Annotated in this window: 13 protein-coding genes; 4 read left to right on the forward strand and 9 right to left on the reverse strand. The window is 68.1% G+C overall.

Annotation, left to right across the window (positions count from 1 at the left end; translation table 11 throughout):
- Positions 1–294: 294 nt before the first annotated feature.
- A complete protein-coding gene (locus ACIHFB_RS20315) occupies positions 295–927 on the forward strand; it encodes a hypothetical protein (RefSeq protein WP_365285322.1) in 633 nt (210 codons plus the stop codon).
- 432 nt (positions 928–1,359) lie between these two features.
- Here the strand turns inward: ACIHFB_RS20315 and ACIHFB_RS20320 are convergent, their stop codons facing one another.
- From ACIHFB_RS20320 to ACIHFB_RS20330, 3 genes are all read right to left on the reverse strand, one after another.
- On the reverse strand, positions 1,360–1,995 hold the full coding sequence (locus ACIHFB_RS20320; protein WP_365285320.1) for a hypothetical protein: 636 nt from the start codon (positions 1,993–1,995) through the stop codon (positions 1,360–1,362).
- Between the two features lie 68 nt (positions 1,996–2,063).
- Entirely contained in the window at positions 2,064–2,762 is a 699-nt protein-coding gene (locus ACIHFB_RS20325) for a ribonuclease HII (RefSeq protein WP_365285318.1), read from the reverse strand.
- An 82-nt stretch (positions 2,763–2,844) separates the two neighbouring features.
- Positions 2,845–3,468 carry a TetR/AcrR family transcriptional regulator gene (locus ACIHFB_RS20330; RefSeq protein WP_365285316.1) on the reverse strand — a complete coding sequence of 208 codons (624 nt, stop codon included), beginning with the start codon at positions 3,466–3,468 and terminating at the stop codon, positions 2,845–2,847.
- 187 nt (positions 3,469–3,655) lie between these two features.
- On the opposite strand from ACIHFB_RS20330, the gene ACIHFB_RS20335 reads away from it, so the two are divergent.
- Positions 3,656–5,203 (forward strand): MFS transporter, encoded by a 1,548-nt coding sequence (locus ACIHFB_RS20335; RefSeq protein WP_365285314.1) that lies wholly within the window; start codon positions 3,656–3,658, stop codon positions 5,201–5,203.
- A gap of 265 nt (positions 5,204–5,468) precedes the next feature.
- On the opposite strand, the gene ACIHFB_RS20340 is transcribed toward ACIHFB_RS20335, so the two are convergent.
- From ACIHFB_RS20340 to ACIHFB_RS20350, 3 genes are all read right to left on the reverse strand, one after another.
- A complete protein-coding gene (locus ACIHFB_RS20340; protein WP_400127526.1) occupies positions 5,469–6,374 on the reverse strand; it encodes an ADP-ribosylglycohydrolase family protein in 906 nt (301 codons plus the stop codon).
- 12 nt (positions 6,375–6,386) lie between these two features.
- The gene (locus ACIHFB_RS20345; RefSeq protein WP_365285310.1) at positions 6,387–7,046 is read right to left on the reverse strand and encodes a histidine phosphatase family protein; all 660 of its coding nucleotides are present in this window, start codon (positions 7,044–7,046) and stop codon (positions 6,387–6,389) included.
- Between the two features lie 118 nt (positions 7,047–7,164).
- Positions 7,165–7,770 (reverse strand): YdbC family protein, encoded by a 606-nt coding sequence (locus ACIHFB_RS20350; protein ID WP_365285308.1) that lies wholly within the window; start codon positions 7,768–7,770, stop codon positions 7,165–7,167.
- A 149-nt stretch (positions 7,771–7,919) separates the two neighbouring features.
- Between ACIHFB_RS20350 and ACIHFB_RS20355 the strand changes: the two genes are divergently transcribed.
- Positions 7,920–8,453, forward strand: coding sequence for a TerD family protein (locus tag ACIHFB_RS20355; protein ID WP_365285306.1), 534 nt, complete (start codon positions 7,920–7,922; stop codon positions 8,451–8,453).
- 67 nt (positions 8,454–8,520) lie between these two features.
- Here the strand turns inward: ACIHFB_RS20355 and ACIHFB_RS20360 are convergent, their stop codons facing one another.
- Both ACIHFB_RS20360 and nrdR read right to left on the reverse strand, forming a co-directional pair.
- The gene (locus tag ACIHFB_RS20360; protein WP_365285295.1) at positions 8,521–11,415 is read right to left on the reverse strand and encodes a vitamin B12-dependent ribonucleotide reductase; all 2,895 of its coding nucleotides are present in this window, start codon (positions 11,413–11,415) and stop codon (positions 8,521–8,523) included.
- A gap of 145 nt (positions 11,416–11,560) precedes the next feature.
- On the reverse strand, positions 11,561–12,112 hold the full coding sequence (nrdR, locus tag ACIHFB_RS20365) for a transcriptional regulator NrdR (protein ID WP_365285293.1): 552 nt from the start codon (positions 12,110–12,112) through the stop codon (positions 11,561–11,563).
- Positions 12,113–12,678: 566 nt separating this feature from the next.
- Between nrdR and lexA the strand changes: the two genes are divergently transcribed.
- Positions 12,679–13,458 (forward strand): transcriptional repressor LexA, encoded by a 780-nt coding sequence (lexA, locus tag ACIHFB_RS20370; protein ID WP_210589133.1) that lies wholly within the window; start codon positions 12,679–12,681, stop codon positions 13,456–13,458.
- A gap of 115 nt (positions 13,459–13,573) precedes the next feature.
- Here lexA and ACIHFB_RS20375 read toward each other — a convergent pair whose 3' ends face one another.
- Positions 13,574–15,664 carry an ATP-dependent DNA helicase gene (locus ACIHFB_RS20375; protein ID WP_365285290.1) on the reverse strand — a complete coding sequence of 697 codons (2,091 nt, stop codon included), beginning with the start codon at positions 15,662–15,664 and terminating at the stop codon, positions 13,574–13,576.
- Positions 15,665–15,673: the final 9 nt, after the last annotated feature.

The following is a 15,673-nucleotide window of genomic DNA, read 5'->3' on the forward strand; positions in this document are numbered from 1 at the left end:
GCACGCGCCGCGCAGAGCCCGCCCCCTGCACCGCTCTCGCCTCAACGGCGTACGCCGTGTGGCACAGTCGCACCATGCGTCGCACGATGGCACCCCGCGTAGGGATATAAACCACGCACCGTGCGATATCGGTCGGTGGCCCCAATTGCTCGTTGCCGCATCCCCGTTCGACAGGAAGAATTGGGGTCCGCTCCCCGCACGGCTCGTCCGTGATCCGGCAGGGCCCAGCTGCGGTGTGCGCTCCCCCGAATCCGACCTCGCCCGCAGTGTGGGCGCGTAGCCGAAGGGAGGACCGTGACCTTCGGATTCGCTCCGTCCCCGGCGGCATCCACGTCGTCTGCCGACCTGTCCGCCGCGTCCGCCAACCCTCTGGCCCGCATGCTCGAACCGGCGGAGTGGGCCGCGGCCGGCATCCCGCTGCTGCGCAATCCACGGGAGGTCGTCAGCGGACTGCACTCCCGGCATCGCCCCCGGCCGGCGACCGCGATCGTGGCCGTGCTCGATCCGGACGAGCGGCTCTGCGCCAGCGCCTCCTTCACACGCCGCCCGTCCCCGGCCGACGGCTGGATGTTCCGCAACGTCCTGCTTGCCCAACTGCGCCGGGTCATCCCCCACGACCTGCGGCGCCGCACCCCCGTGCGCACCGCAGTGCTGCTCTACTGCCGTGAGGGCGACGCCCGTTGGACGGAAGAGGACGGCGCGTGGATGTGGGGGCTGCGCGACGCCTGCACCCTGCACGGGCTGCGCTGCGGGGCGTACATCACGTTGACCCGTGACGGCTGGCAGGTCCTGGGCGAAGGGCGTGGCGGACGTCGGCCCAACGCGGATTCCACGCCGGAGCCCTTCGCCACGTCCGAGGCACCGCCGCCGATCCCACGGACCGGCGGCGCCGCCTCGGAAATCCTGCGCCGCGCGGCGGCTCGATAAGGACGTCCAGCTCTACGGAAGACGCTGGCAGAACGTTCCTGCCCGGCAGTACGACCGCCAGGTTCACGCCCACACGAAAGATCTCCCGCCCGGGGTCGACGACCATCCGTCGCCACCGGTTCTCAGGAAGCACCACTGCCGAGCCGCCAGGCGCCGTCTCGGACACACGCCACGCCCGTGGATCGTCCCGGACACGGTCGCCGCATTCCGTTCACCACCCGGGCACGTACGCCACGTTCCACATCCCGACGTCCCCACCCGTCACGCACGCCACTCTCAGCGAAAGGGAATCGGAGCGTACGTCTCGGAGCAGGCGACACTCATGCCCCGCGCGCCCCACCTACCGGTGCACGCCAAACCCCCCACCGTGCAAACACGACCGCGGCGACATCACCATCGCCCCGCCGCCCCCCTGAACGTTGCGGAACGGGCTCAGACGCCCGCGCCCAGCACCGAGTTGATCTGCTGCGGGTCACCGCAGACGATCAGCAGGGCGCCTGCCCGGGTGAGGGCAAGAGGGAGAGCAGTGGCGGCAACGGTGTCGGAACCGCCGTTGACGGCGACGACGACCACCGGACGCGACGCGGCACGGCTCGCGACGGCGGCGTCCGTGTAGAAGACGTCGTCACCGGAGTCATGCTGCGCCCAATAGGCGGCTTCACCGAAGGACAGCTCGTGATCGGCCCACGGATGCTGTTCACCCGTAGTGATCACCAGCACGTCACCTGGGGCGCGACCCGAGTCCAGCAGCAGATCCACGGCCTCCTCGGCGGCGTCGAGCGCGCCTTCCGCCGAGGCCGGGATCAACTGGATCTGTGGAGTCGCCGGGGCCGCATCGGAGGCGGCGCGGACGGCCGGACCCGACGGTCCGGGCTCGGCCACGTCACGCGGCGCGTGTTGCACCGGCGGCGTGGGCCTGAGGGGCCCATGACGGCCGGGACGCGACGGAGCCGCGGGGCGGGGGCCAGGTACAGGACGGGGGGTCGGCGCGGTGCGGCCACTGGCCGGAGTAACGCGGGGACCCTGGGCACTCTCGTGAATCTGAGGCTCCTCGGGAATGAGAGGCATGAGCTGATGTTTATCAAACGTTGGTACGGCTCGCGTCGGCGGGTGGCACAACAGTGCGAGCGGAATCGTCAGAAGTCGAAGCCGAGCTGTCCCTCGATCTCCGGAACGCTTCCGTCCACCCAGCGGACCTTCTTGAGGTGCCGCCACTGGGGCAGCGCATCAAGATACGCCCACGACAACCGGTGGTACGGGGTAGGTCCCCGCTCCTCCAGCGCGGCCTTGTGCACGGGCGACGGATACCCGGCGTTGTCCGCAAAACCGAAGTCTGCATGGTCGATACCCAGTTCGGCCATCATTTTGTCGCGCTGAACCTTGGCGATCACCGAGGCCGCCGCAACCGCCACACAGGACTGGTCCCCCTTGATCACCGTGCGGACCTTCCAGGGCACTCCGAGATAGTCGTGCTTCCCGTCGAGGATCACCGCTTCGGGACGGACCGGCAGGGCTTCCAGGGCGCGCACTGCCGCCAGGCGCAGCGCGGCCGTCATGCCCAACTCGTCGATCTCCTCCGGGGAGGCGTGCCCCAGGGCGTAGGAGGTCACCCACTTGTGGAGCACCTTGGCGAGTTCGGTACGCCGCTTGACGGTGAGCAGCTTGGAGTCGGTGAGGCCTTCGGGGGGCCGGCGCAGTCCGGTGATCGCCGCGCAGACGGTGACGGGGCCGGCCCAGGCGCCGCGCCCGACCTCGTCGACACCGGCAATGACCTTCGCTCCGGTCGTGGCGCGAAGGGAGCGCTCGACGGTGTGTGTAGGTGGTTCGTACGGCATGGCGCCCTTAGCGTACGCCGCCCGGAACCCCCGGCGACACCCTGGTTCACCGGGGCGACTTCAGCGCCCCCGAGCCCCGGGGTCAGGCACCGCGCGGTCGCAGCAGCGGGACCATCAGCTGGTCCACCATCTCCTCAATGTCATGATCAGGCCATTCGCTTGCGCACATCTTCGATCGGTACATCATCATCGCCGGGATGGCATCGACGACATACCCGTTGGCCGCGTCCGCTCGCACCTCTCCCCGCTCGATTCCACGGTCGATGACCTCTCGGAGCAGTCGGATGGTCGGCTCCACGACACCCTTGATGATCACTCCATGGAAGCGGTCCGCCTGAATGTTGTCGCATTCGTGAATCACCGAACGCAAGGCGAAACCAGGTCGCGAATACATCGCGTCACGCGCCTGCCGGCACAGCTCCAGCAGATCGTCGCGCACGCTTCCGAGGTTGGGCGCCGCCTCGAAGGACGGCAGTCCGGCCCGTAGCGCGTCCGCGACGAGATCCTCCTTGGACGGCCATCGGCGATAGACCGCGGCCTTCCCGGTCTGGGCGCCGGCGGCGACACCCTCCATCGTCAGGCCGTTCCAGCCGACCGTACTGAGCTGATCCAACGCGGCGTCGAGGATTGCGCGTTCGAGTACGGCGCCGCGCCGGCGGAAGGAGGCCGTCTGAGCGGGGGCGGCCGTCCAGCGCGAAGTAACCATCTGAGCGTCTCCAACGAACAGCGGAAGCGGTAATTCCGGGGAAGGGGGACATGCCGCGCGACAGCGACGAGGGAAAGGCCGCGCGACACACTGCTAAGTGAACGCTTGCGTTCACTGTCTGGGACTCACTACGGTTGGCGCGACAGTGAACGCGGGCGTTCACTAACGTACTTGTGGGGGACCCATAGTGACAGCCTCTCAGTTGATCAAGGACCAGAAACCAGGTGCGGCCCGCCGGGAAGGGCATCCCGGTATCGCGCTCACCGTCATCGCGGCCTGCCAACTCATGGTGGTACTCGACGCGACGATTGTGAACATCGCGCTCCCGCACATTCAAGACGCTCTCAAGTTCAGCACCACCGACCTCACGTGGGTGGTCAGCTCCTACACGCTCACCTTCGGTGGCCTGCTGTTGCTCGGCGGCCGGGCCGGTGACATCCTCGGCCGCCGCCGGGTGTTCATGACCGGCATCCTGCTGTTCACCTTCGCCTCGCTGCTCGGCGGACTCGCCCAGGAACCCTGGCAGTTGCTGGCCGCGCGCGCCCTTCAGGGCGTGGGTGGCGCGATCGCGTCGCCCACCTCGCTGGCGCTGATCACCACCACGTTCCCCGAAGGTCCGGAACGGAACCGGGCGTTCGGCGTCTTCGCCGCCGTCTCCGCGGGCGGCGGTGCCGTCGGCCTGCTCGCGGGCGGAATGCTCACCGAGTGGCTCGACTGGCGCTGGGTCCTCTTCGTCAACGTGCCGATCGGTGTGCTGATCGCCGTCCTCACGCCGCTCTACATCAGCGAGTCGGAACGGCACCCTGGGCGCTTCGACATATCGGGCGCACTCACGTCGACGCTCGGCATGGCAGCGCTGGTCTACGGATTCATCAGCGCTGCCGACGAGGGCTGGCAGGACAGCATGACGCTCGGCTCCTTCGGCGCCGCGGTGGTCCTGTTGCTCGCCTTCGCGTTCGTCGAGACCCGAGCCGCGGACCCGATCACGCCGCTGCGCATGTTCACCGACCGAAATCGCTCGGGCACGTATGTGATCATGCTGAGCCTGGCGGCGGCAATGTTCGGCATGTTCTTCTACATCGTGCTCTTCGTGCAGAACGTGCTGGGGTACAGCCCGATCGCGGCCGGTGTGGCCTTCCTGCCGGTGACGGTGGTGATCGCGATCGGCGCGGGACTGTCGCAGCGGTTCCTGCCGGTGCTCGGCCCCAAGCCGTTCATGGTCGTCGGCTCGGCCCTCGCGGTGATCGGCCTTGTCTGGCAGACCTTGATCAGCTCGGACAGCTCGTACGTCGGCGGGGTGCTCGGGCCGATGCTGGTGTTCGGCTTCGGTATGGGCCTGAACTTCGTGACCCTGACGGTCACCGCGGTCTCCGGTGTCGCCCAGCACGAAGCGGGTGCCGCGTCCGGACTGCTCAACGCCACGCAGCAGGTGGGCGGTTCGCTGGGCCTGTCCATCCTGACGACGGTGTTCGGCTCGGCCAGCAAGGACGAGGCAGAGAAGCAGCTGCCGAAGTTCATGGCCGACGGTTCGGCCGAGCAGAAGGCCGAGTTCGCCAAGACGCAGCAGCTGCCTGCGCCCTGGGGGCACGACGTGCTCACCCACGGCATCTCGATGGGGTTCGTCGCAGCGGCGGCGATGGCCGTACTCGCGCTGGCCACTGCCTGGCTGGTGATCAGAGTCCGCAAGAGCGACCTGGAGGCGCTCGCCGGTACGTCGGGCCCGACGGTCGTCTGACCCGGCCGGGCCCGCAACGGGCCGCACGCTGTCAGGGGGCGCGATAGCGCGCCCCCTGACCACACCGGGGACCCAAGGCGCCACGACCGCCATGAAGAGCAGCACGAGCACCATCACCAAGAACTCCACGACCACCCCCGCGCGCCTCGTATGTCACCTGCATGAACGGACCCGTGCGCCGCACAGCAACTGCCACGACAACGAACACGCGGTCACTCAGAGTTCCCGCCATGCACAGAGAGTTCGCACAGCGAGTTTCGAGGCGCTACGCCGAGGCCGGCACCCAGTCCGGCAGCGCTTCCGTCCGCTCCACCCAGGCGCTGGGCGGCGTCCCCGCCTTCCCTGAGGCGATCACCCCGCCCACGATGGCGCAGGTCGTGTCCACGTCGCCGCCGACCTGGGCGGTGGTCCAGAACGCCTCTTCGTAGTCGCCGAGGGCTCGCGCGGCCGACCAGAGCGCGAAAGGCACGGTGTCGTGGGCCGACGTACGCCGCCCACAGCCCAGCACCGCCGCGACCGTACCCGCATCGGCGTAGTCGAGCATGTCGCGGGCGCGCCGCAGTCCGGCTCCGACAGCGCTCTTGGGAACGAGCGCAATGACACCGTCGAGGAGTGCCTGGGCACTGGGCGGGCCGCCCGGGGCCGCGGCGATCGAGGCGGCAGCGGCGACGGCCATGGCACCGACCACGGCCTCGCGGTGCTGGTGCGTGGGATACGCGGAGATCTCGGCCTGGTGGGTCGCCTGTTCCGGGTCGTCCGCGTACCAGGCACCCAGGGGGGCGATCCGCATCGCGGCGCCGTTGCCCCAGGACCCCTGTCCCTTGAAGAGCGCGGAGGAAAGCTCACGCCAGTCGCCGCCTTCACGGACCAGCCGCAGCAGACGGTTGACCGCCGGGCCGTAGCCACGGTCGAAGTCGTGGTGCTCGGCGAAGGAGCGGGCCAGGGCGTCCTGGTCGATGCGGTGGTGGGCGGCCAGGACGGCCACCACGGAGCAGGCCATCTCGGTGTCGTCCGTCCACTGCCAGGGAGCCTGCGGCAGCTCGCGGGTCTTCAGCAGCGGGTAGTTCACCGGCACGAAGAACTGCGAGCCCAGCGCGTCCCCCACCGCGAGTCCACGCAGGCTGGCCAGGGCGCGGTCCAGGCGCCCGTCGGGAGAGGAATCAGCGGTCATTGCTCTGCCACTCTATCCGGTGATCCCGTACGGCTCCGGATCTCGCCATTGGTCGAACGGCCGGTCAAGCGAGTACTTGCCGTCGTCCCCGAGAACGAGCATCCGCATCTCCGCGTTCCCCGGATTCGACAGTGACTCGAATTCCGCGACCGTCCAGTGGAACCAGCGCATGCAGAACAGCCGCATCGCCAGGCCGTGGGTCACCAGCAACACGTTCGGCGGATGGTCGGGGGCCTCGAAGCTGCGGTAGAGGCTCTCCAGGAAGCCGCCGACCCGGTCGTACACATCGGCGCCGGACTCGCCTTGGGCGAAGCGGTAGAAGAAGTGGCCGTACGCGTCCCGGTAGGCCTTCTGGAGTCGTACGTCGTCCCGGTCCTGCCAGTTGCCCCAGTCCTGCTCGCGCAGCCGGGGTTCCTCGCGCACGCGGACGAGCTCGGGGTCGAGGTGGAAGGCGCGGAACGTCTCGTGCGTACGGCGGTACGGGGAGACGTAGACGCTGACACGCTCGCGGCCGACCACCTCGCGCAGCCGTTTCCCGGTCTCCTCGGCCTGTCGCCAGCCGCGCTCGGTCAGTGCCAGCGCGTGGTCGGGCTCGCGCTCGTACACGGTGTCATCAACATTGCCGGTTGACTCACCATGCCGGACAAGGAAGATGCGCCGTGGTCGTGCCATGCCAAAACCCTAGATCGAGTGACGGCTGATCGAGCACTCGTACGGGCTCCATACGGCGTAGGTCACATAGTTCTTGCACCACTGGTCACACTGGACACACAAGTTGCGCGTCCGGAAATCAAACTATCCAGGCCGGTTCCAACGCCACGATGTCGCCTCTGAGGACCGCGATGTCCGCCTCGGTCTGGGCGCGCAGAGCGAGTCGCTCCACGCGCTCGGTGCGGTACTTGCCGTGTTCGGCGGCCGACTGCCACATCGACAGCACCAGGAACTCGCTGCCCGGTGCCTCTCCGAACAGCCCGCGGATCATGCCCGGCGAGCCGGCCATGGCGGGGTTCCACACCTTCTCCTGCATCAGCATGAAGTGCTCTGCCCGGTCCTCGTGGACTCGGCAGTGGGCGACCCGGAGCAGATCGGCGTCCGTGAAACGCGGCTCGAAGCCAGTCTTCACGTCGAAGCGGTAGTCGAACAGCCTGACCTGGGCGTCTTTGAAAGTGCCCGACTGTGCCGCGGCAAGCCGGTCATGGGAACGGGCCATGAAGGAGTCGTAGAAGGCACGGCTCTCCCAGAAGGCGAAGATGTGCGCGACGGATTGCCGCCCCCGGCTCCAGCCTCCGCCCTGTCCTCGAAACCCCGGCTCTCCCAGAAGCCCCGCCCACTTTCGCTGCCCCCGCTCGAAGCCGCGGCGGTCCACCACGGTGCAGCGAATCCACTTGACCAGCACCGCGCCATCGTAAGGCCACGGAGCGTGGCCTCGGTCACGCTCGCGCGGACCGTATCCGCGCACTTGCCCACGCGCGCGTGGCACGATGGACAACCGACTCTGGCTGTCCGGCAGTTGGGGCATGGCTCACACGGGGAAGGGGACGTCTGGTGAACGGGCTCAGCAAGGGGATTCGGAAGGCCGAGGTCGCACTGAAGTGGGACCCGAGTCCGGTGGGGCAACCGCCCACCGACCTGGACATCGTGGCCGCGACCTACTTGGCGAGCGATCCGTACGGCGATCCCGCCTTTGTGGTGCACTTCGACAGCCGCTCTCCCGACGGCACCATCACGCTCAACCGGGACAGCAAGGACGGCAAGGGCTTCGGCTGGGACGAAGTCATGACCGTGGAGCTCGACCGGCTCAACGGCCAGTACGCGCGCGTGGTCGTCGGCGTCATCATCCAGCAGCGTTCGGCACACCGGACCTTCGTCAGCGTGCTCAACCCGGCCCTGCGCATCCGGGAGGGCTACACCGTCCTGGCCGAGGACGACTTCGGCGATGTCCTGGGGGCGACGGCGGCGACGGTCGGCCAGTTCGTGCGCGAGTCGGCGGGCACATGGGATTTCCACGCCGGGGTGCACGGTTTCGAGGACGATCCCGCGACCTTCACCAGGGTCATGGGCAAGACGCACAAGCCCTGAACAACACTGATGGGCGCCGACCGGTGGTCGGCGCCCATCAGCTACAGGCACTGGCTGTCAGCCGCAATCAGCTGCAACCGCTGGTCGAGCCGCAGCCCTCGCAGATGTAGCAGGAGCCGGCCCGCTGCATCTTCGTACCGCAGGAGAAGCACAACGGAGCGTCGGCCTGGATGCCCAGCTGCATCTCCACCAGCTCGGCGCTGGTGTGGGCCTGCTGCGGGGCGGGCTTGGCCGCCTCGACGACCGCCTTCGGCGTGGCGACGGCCTTCAGTTCCTGGGCTCGCGGCGCCGACTGGGCCAGGCCCTCGACGTCGACGTCGTCGTCGGACGACTCGTAGGAACCGGTCTCCAGGTGACGCTGGCGCTCCTCGGCGGAGTGGATGCCGAGCGCGGAACGCGTCTCGAAGGGCAGGAAGTCCAGCGCCAGGCGACGGAAGATGTAGTCGACGATCGACTGGGCCATCCGCACGTCCGGGTCGTCCGTCATACCGGCCGGCTCGAAGCGCATGTTCGTGAACTTCGAGACGTACGTCTCTAGCGGCACGCCGTACTGCAGACCCACCGAGACGGCGATCGAGAAGGCGTCCATCATGCCCGCGAGGGTGGAGCCCTGCTTGGACATCTTCAGGAAGACCTCGCCGAGACCGTCGTCCGGGTAGGAATTGGCGGTCATGTAGCCCTCGGCGCCGCCGACGGTGAAGGAGGTCGTGATGCCGGGACGGCCCTTCGGGAGGCGCTTGCGGACCGGGCGGTACTCGACCACCTTCTCGACCGCGGCACGGATCGTGTCCTCGGCCTTCTCGGTGATCTCGGCCTTCTCCTTCTCCTTGGTCTTCGCGGAGAGCGGCTGGCCGACCTTGCAGTTGTCGCGGTAGATCGCGAGCGCCTTGACGCCCATCTTCCAGGCCTCGAAGTAGATCTCCTCGACCTCCTCGACGGTCGCCGACTCCGGCATGTTGACCGTCTTGGACAGGGCGCCGGAGATCCACGGCTGGATCGCGGCCATCATGCGGACGTGGCCCATCGCGGAGATGGAGCGCTCGCCCATGGCGCAGTCGAACACCTCGTAGTGCTCGTGCTTGAGTCCCGGGGCGTCGACCACATTGCCGTTGTCGGCGATGTGGGCGACGATCGCCTCGATCTGCTCCTCTTGGTAGCCCATGCGGCGCAGGGCCTGCGGGACGGTGCCGTTGACGATCTGCATGGAGCCGCCGCCGACCAGCTTCTTGAACTTGACCAGGGCGAGGTCGGGCTCGAGGCCGGTGGTGTCGCAGGACATCGCCAGACCGATGGTGCCGGTCGGCGCGATGACGGACGCCTGGGCGTTACGGAAACCGTTCTTCTCGCCAACACGCAGTACGTCCTGCCAGGCCTCCGAGGCGGCGGCCCAGATCGGCGTGTCCAGGTCGTCCATGCGGACGGCCTTGTCGTTGGCGTCGGAGTGCTGCTTCATGACCCGCAGGTGCGGCTGCGCGTTACGGGCGTAGCCGTCGTACGGCCCCACGACCGCGGCGAGCTCGGCGGAGCGGCGGTACGACGTGCCGGTCATCAGGGAGGTGATGGCGCCGGCGAGAGCGCGGCCGCCGTCCGAGTCGTACGCGTGGCCGGTGGCCATCAGCAGGGCGCCGAGGTTGGCGTAGCCGATGCCCAGCTGGCGGAACGCGCGCGTGTTCTCGCCGATCTTCTGGGTCGGGAAGTCCGCGAAGCAGATGGAGATGTCCATCGCGGTGATGACAAGCTCGACGACCTTGGCGAAGCGCTCGGCGGCGAAGGACTGGTTGCCCTTGCCGTCGTCCTTCAGGAACTTCATCAGGTTCAGCGAGGCGAGGTTGCAGGACGTGTTGTCCAGGTGCATGTACTCGCTGCAGGGGTTCGAGCCGTTGATGCGGCCGGACTCCGGGCACGTGTGCCAGTGGTTGATGGTGTCGTCGTACTGAATGCCGGGGTCGGCGCAGGCCCAGGCGGCCTCGGCCATCTTGCGGAAGAGGACCTTGGCGTCCACCTCCTCGATGACCTCGCCGGTCATACGGGCACGCAGGCCGAACTTGTCGCCGTTCTCCACGGCCTTCATGAACTCGTCGTTCACACGGACCGAGTTGTTGGCGTTCTGGTACTGGACGGAGGTGATGTCCTCGCCGCCGAGGTCCATGTCGAAGCCCGCGTCACGCAGGGCGCGGATCTTCTCCTCTTCCTTCACCTTGGTCTCGATGAAGTCCTCGATGTCGGGGTGGTCGACATCGAGGATGACCATCTTGGCGGCGCGGCGGGTGGCGCCACCCGACTTGATCGTCCCTGCGGAGGCGTCGGCGCCGCGCATGAAGGACACCGGGCCGGAGGCGTTGCCACCGGAGGACAGCAGCTCCTTGGAGGAGCGGATGCGGGACAGGTTCAGGCCGGCACCGGAGCCGCCCTTGAAGATCATGCCCTCTTCCTTGTACCAGTCGAGAATCGAGTCCATGGAGTCGTCGACGGCCAGGATGAAGCAGGCGGAGACCTGCTGCGGCTGAGGCGTGCCCACGTTGAACCACACGGGGCTGTTGAAGCTGAAGATCTGGTGCAGGAGGGCGTACGCCAGCTCGTGCTCGAAGATCTCGGCGTCGGCGGGCGAGGCGAAGTACTTGTAGTCCTCGCCTGCCTTTCGATACGTCTTCACGATGCGGTCGATCAGCTGCTTGAGGCCGGTCTCGCGCTGCGGGGTGCCGACGGCACCCCGGAAGTACTTGCTGGTGACGATGTTGACCGCGTTCACCGACCAGAAGTCGGGGAACTCGACGCCACGCTGCTCGAAGTTGACCGAGCCGTCGCGCCAGTTGGTCATGACGACGTCACGGCGCTCCCAGGCCACCTCGTCGTACGGGTGTACGCCGGGGGTCGTGTGGATGCGCTCGATACGCAGGCCCTTGGCCGTCTTGGTTCCCTTGGCTCGGGAACCTCGTGCCGGACCGCTCGCCGTCTCTGTCATGCCGCCTCCCTGTACGGGCTAAAACGCCCTGAAGTGCCACGATGTTCCCGTGACACGGTGTTCTGTCTGGTGCTGCGGGCATCTCTGACTGCCGCCCACAACAGGTCTTCGCTGGCCGCCGACCGGCCCGGGCCCGGCCCGTCCGTCAGTCGGCGGCGTTGGCGGGCACGGGGACCTGAGTGGTCCCTCCGGGCCCGCATTCGTCTTCCTGGCTCCCCGTGCGCACGTCTTCGTCGTCGGCGCCGGGACGTCGCGTCTCGTCCCTGAGTTCCGCGATGGCGGCCTCGAAGTCCTCCAGCGAGCCGAACGCCCGGTAGACGGAGGCGAATCGCAGATAGGCGACGAGGTCGAGCTCCTGCAACGGGCCGAGGATGGCCAGCCCCACGTCATGGGTGGTCAGCTCGGCGCTTCCGGTGGCCCGCACCGCCTCCTCGACCCGTTGGCCGAGCTGGGCGAGTGCGTCCTCGGTGACAGGTCGTCCCTGGCATGCCTTGCGCACGCCGTTGATGACCTTGGTACGACTGAAAGGCTCGGTGACTCCGGACCGCTTGACCACCATCAGCGAGCACGTCTCCACGGTCGTAAAACGACGGGAGCAGTCCGGACACTGGCGGCGCCTGCGGATCGACGTGCCGTCGTCGGTCGTACGACTGTCGACGACGCGGCTGTCGGGGTGCCTGCAGAAGGGACAGTGCATGATCTCCCAACCCTCCTCACAGCAGACTCAATAGCCTCGAAAGGCCACTTGGGCCCCTCGAAGCAGCCCCAAGCATAGGCGATGATCGAGGGCCCGAAGACCCGGGGGACCACAACTTCTGGGCTGCTGCTGCAATCCAACCACTACATGTGGGGATTGGCTCATACATGCACGCCACTCGCGCGTGTCGCGCTCGTACTGGCACATGCCACACGACAGCTCCGCCACTTCGGCACGCGCGGATGCACAGCCGTACCGCTGCGGCACATGCGGGGATACCGTGGGCACCGCAGGGAGAGGTCGTGCGACTCCCGCACAGATGAGGGTCGGTTCCGGGTTGACGGGATGCCGGATGGCAGACTGGCGCAACAACCCACAAGGTCGTCACCCCGGCGGTAAAGAGTACAACTATGGGCCCTTTTGTCCGCCAGGCACTGCGTTAGCCATACACCCAGACACATGATCGCGGAAGGCGCTCCGCGATTTTTCACTCGAACGTGTGTTTGGCGCAACCTTTCGAAAGCAACTACCGTTGTCCAGCAGGGAGACCATCGAGAGGGGCCGACGTGACCACCACCGCAGACAGTGCCACCATCACTGCCCAGGACCGCTCCCAGGGCCGACTCGAGCCGGTGCATGCGATGAACGAAGCCACGAATCCCGAGGGGCACAAGCGCTCCCTGCCGGGCCGACCTCCAGGCATCAGGGCAGACAGCTCGGGCCTCACAGACCGGCAGCGCCGTGTCATCGAGGTCATCAGGGACTCCGTGCAGCGACGCGGCTACCCACCGTCGATGCGCGAGATCGGCCAGGCTGTCGGGCTTTCCAGCACCTCCTCGGTCGCACACCAGCTGATGGCACTGGAGCGCAAGGGCTTCCTGCGCCGCGATCCGCACCGCCCGCGCGCGTACGAGGTCCGCGGCTCCGACCAGGCCGCCTCGGTACAGCCCACCGACACCGCGGGCAAACCGGCCGCGTCGTACGTCCCGCTGGTCGGCCGCATCGCCGCCGGTGGCCCGATCCTGGCAGAGGAGTCGGTCGAGGACGTCTTCCCCCTCCCCCGGCAGCTGGTCGGCGACGGTGAGCTGTTCGTGCTGAAGGTCGTCGGCGACTCGATGATCGAGGCCGCGATCTGCGACGGCGACTGGGTCACGGTCCGCCGCCAGCCCGTCGCCGAGAACGGCGACATCGTGGCCGCGATGCTCGACGGCGAAGCCACCGTCAAGCGCTTCAAGCGCGAGGACGGCCACGTCTGGCTCCTCCCGCACAACTCGGCGTACGAGCCGATTCCTGGCGACGACGCCACCATCCTCGGCAAGGTGGTGGCTGTGCTGCGGCGCGTGTGACGGCTGCGGCGGGCGGGCCGACAAGCTCGCCCCCTGACCGGGCCCCGGAACCCCTGCGCCGGTTCCGGGGCCCTGTGATGTCCGGCTCCACCCCTTTCGGGGCGGAGCCGGTTTCTCATTCCGCCGCTGTCGCCGACGCGGCTCCGGTCTGTTTCGCTACCGCGTCTTCCGTCTGTCGCGCTGCTGCGTTTTCCGCCTGTTCCGCTGCCGCGTTTTCCGCGCGTTCCGCTGCTGCGTTTTCCGTCTGTTGCGCTGCCGCGTCGATGGCGGTCAGCGACCTCCGGACCTGGTTGCGGTCCGTGGTGTACCAGAAGTCGGGCAGTGACGCCTTCAAATAGCTGCCGTAGCGCGCCGTGGCCAGCCGCTGATCCAGTACGGCGACCACGCCGCGGTCTCCCGACGCCCGTACGAGGCGGCCGGCGCCCTGTGCCATGAGCAGGGCCGCGTGGGTGGCTGCGACCGCCATGAAGCCGTTGCCGCCGGCGTCCTCCACGGCCTTCTGGCGGGCGCTCATCAAGGGGTCGTCCGGGCGCGGGAAGGGGATCTTGTCCATCACGACCAGCTGACAGCTCGGTCCCGGGACGTCGACGCCCTGCCACAGGGAGAGCGTGCCGAAGAGGCACGTCCTGGGATCGGCCCCGAAGTTCTTGATGAGCTCGCCCAGCGTTTCCTCGCCCTGGAGGAGGATCGGGAACTCGGGGATGCGGGAGCGCAGTTCCTCGGCGGCCAGCTGGGCGGCCCGCATCGAGGAGAACAGGCCCAGGGTGCGGCCTCCGGCCGCCTGGATCAGTTCGGTCAGCTCGTCCAGCATGTCAGCGCGGTCGCCGTCCCGCGCGGGCCGCGACAAGTGCTTCGCGACGTACAGGATGCCCTGCTTGCGGTAGTCGAAGGGCGAGCCGACGTCGACGCCCTTCCACTGCGGGAGGTCGTCGCCCTCCGTGCCCTCGGGGGCCAGTCCGAGGGACGCACCGACGCCGTTGAAATCGCCGCCCAGCTTCAAGGTCGCCGAGGTCAGGACGACCGAGCGGTCGGTGAAGAGCTTCTCCCTGAGGAGGCCCGACACGGACATCGGGGCGACACGCAGGGAAGCACCGAAGCGGTCATGACGCTCGTACCAGACGACGTCCCACTCGGAGCCGTTCGTGATCCGCTCCGCCACGTCATGCACGGTCTCCACGGAGGCCAGGGCCTGTTTGCGGACCGCGTCCTCGTCCTGGACGGACTTGTCGCGGGTCGATCCGATCGCGGAGATGACGGTGCGGGCGGCGTCACGCAGTGCCATGAGCGCGTAGCCGAGGTCCTCGGGGATCTCCTCGAGACGGCCGGGCAGGGCCAGTTCCATCAGCCGCTCGAAGCCCTCGGCGGCGGTCTGGAGCTGGTCGGCGGCCTTCTCGTTGACGAGCTTCGCGGCGCGCCGCACCGCGCGGTTGACCTGGCCGGGAGTGAGCTCACCGGTGGCTGCACCAGTGACCCGGGAGACCAGTTCGTGCGCCTCGTCGACGATCAGTACCTCATGCTGCGGAAGGACCGGGGCGCCCTCGATGGCGTCGATCGCGAGCAGGGCGTGGTTGGTGACGATCACGTCGGCGAGCTTGGCGCGCTCGCGGGACATCTCGGCGAAGCACTCGGCGCCGTAGGCGCACTTCGTGGCACCCAGGCACTCCCGCGACGAGACCGACACCTGCGCCCAGGCGCGGTCGGACACGCCAGGAGTGAGGCCGTCGCGGTCGCCGGTCTCGGTGTCCTGGGACCAGTCGCGCAGCCTCAGCAGGTCCTGGCCCAGCTTGCTGGTGGGGGCGGCTGCTTCGAACTGGTCGAAGAGGCCCTCCTCCTCGTCCTGCGGGACTCCCTCGTGGAGGCGGTGCAGACACAGGTAGTTCGACCGGCCCTTGAGCATCGCGAAGTCCGGACGCCTGCGCAGCAGCGGGTGCAACGCCTCGACCGTGCGCGGCAGGTCCCGCTCCACGAGCTGGCGCTGAAGTGCGAGCGTGGCGGTCGCCACTACGACACGCTCCCCGTGCGCGAGCGCGGGCACGAGATAGCCGAGCGACTTTCCGGTGCCTGTGCCGGCCTGGACCAACAAATGGGAGGAGTCGTCGATCGCCTGCGCGACGGATTCGGCCATGGTCACCTGACCGGGGCGCTCCGTACCGCCGACGGCAGTGACGGCAGCATGCAGGAGTTCGGGGAGTGAGGGCTTCGTCATAGGGCGACC

It is taken from the genome of Streptomyces sp. NPDC051963, assembly GCF_044593495.1.
In the GTDB taxonomy this organism is placed as follows: Bacteria; Actinomycetota; Actinomycetes; order Streptomycetales; family Streptomycetaceae; genus Streptomyces.

Bases quoted from the DNA above. Each gene is read 5' to 3' on its own strand.
- ACIHFB_RS20325 (WP_365285318.1), bottom strand. From the start codon at position 2,762: ATGCCGTACGAACCACCTACACACACCGTCGAGCGCTCCCTTCGCGCC.
- ACIHFB_RS20345 (WP_365285310.1), bottom strand. From the start codon at position 7,046: ATGGCACGACCACGGCGCATCTTCCTTGTCCGGCATGGTGAGTCAACC.
- ACIHFB_RS20340 (WP_400127526.1), bottom strand. From the start codon at position 6,374: ATGACCGCTGATTCCTCTCCCGACGGGCGCCTGGACCGCGCCCTGGCC.
- ACIHFB_RS20360 (WP_365285295.1), bottom strand. From the start codon at position 11,415: ATGACAGAGACGGCGAGCGGTCCGGCACGAGGTTCCCGAGCCAAGGGA.
- ACIHFB_RS20320 (WP_365285320.1), bottom strand. From the start codon at position 1,995: ATGCCTCTCATTCCCGAGGAGCCTCAGATTCACGAGAGTGCCCAGGGT.
- ACIHFB_RS20330 (WP_365285316.1), bottom strand. From the start codon at position 3,468: ATGGTTACTTCGCGCTGGACGGCCGCCCCCGCTCAGACGGCCTCCTTC.
- ACIHFB_RS20375 (WP_365285290.1), bottom strand. From the start codon at position 15,664: ATGACGAAGCCCTCACTCCCCGAACTCCTGCATGCTGCCGTCACTGCC.
- nrdR (WP_365285293.1), bottom strand. From the start codon at position 12,112: ATGCACTGTCCCTTCTGCAGGCACCCCGACAGCCGCGTCGTCGACAGT.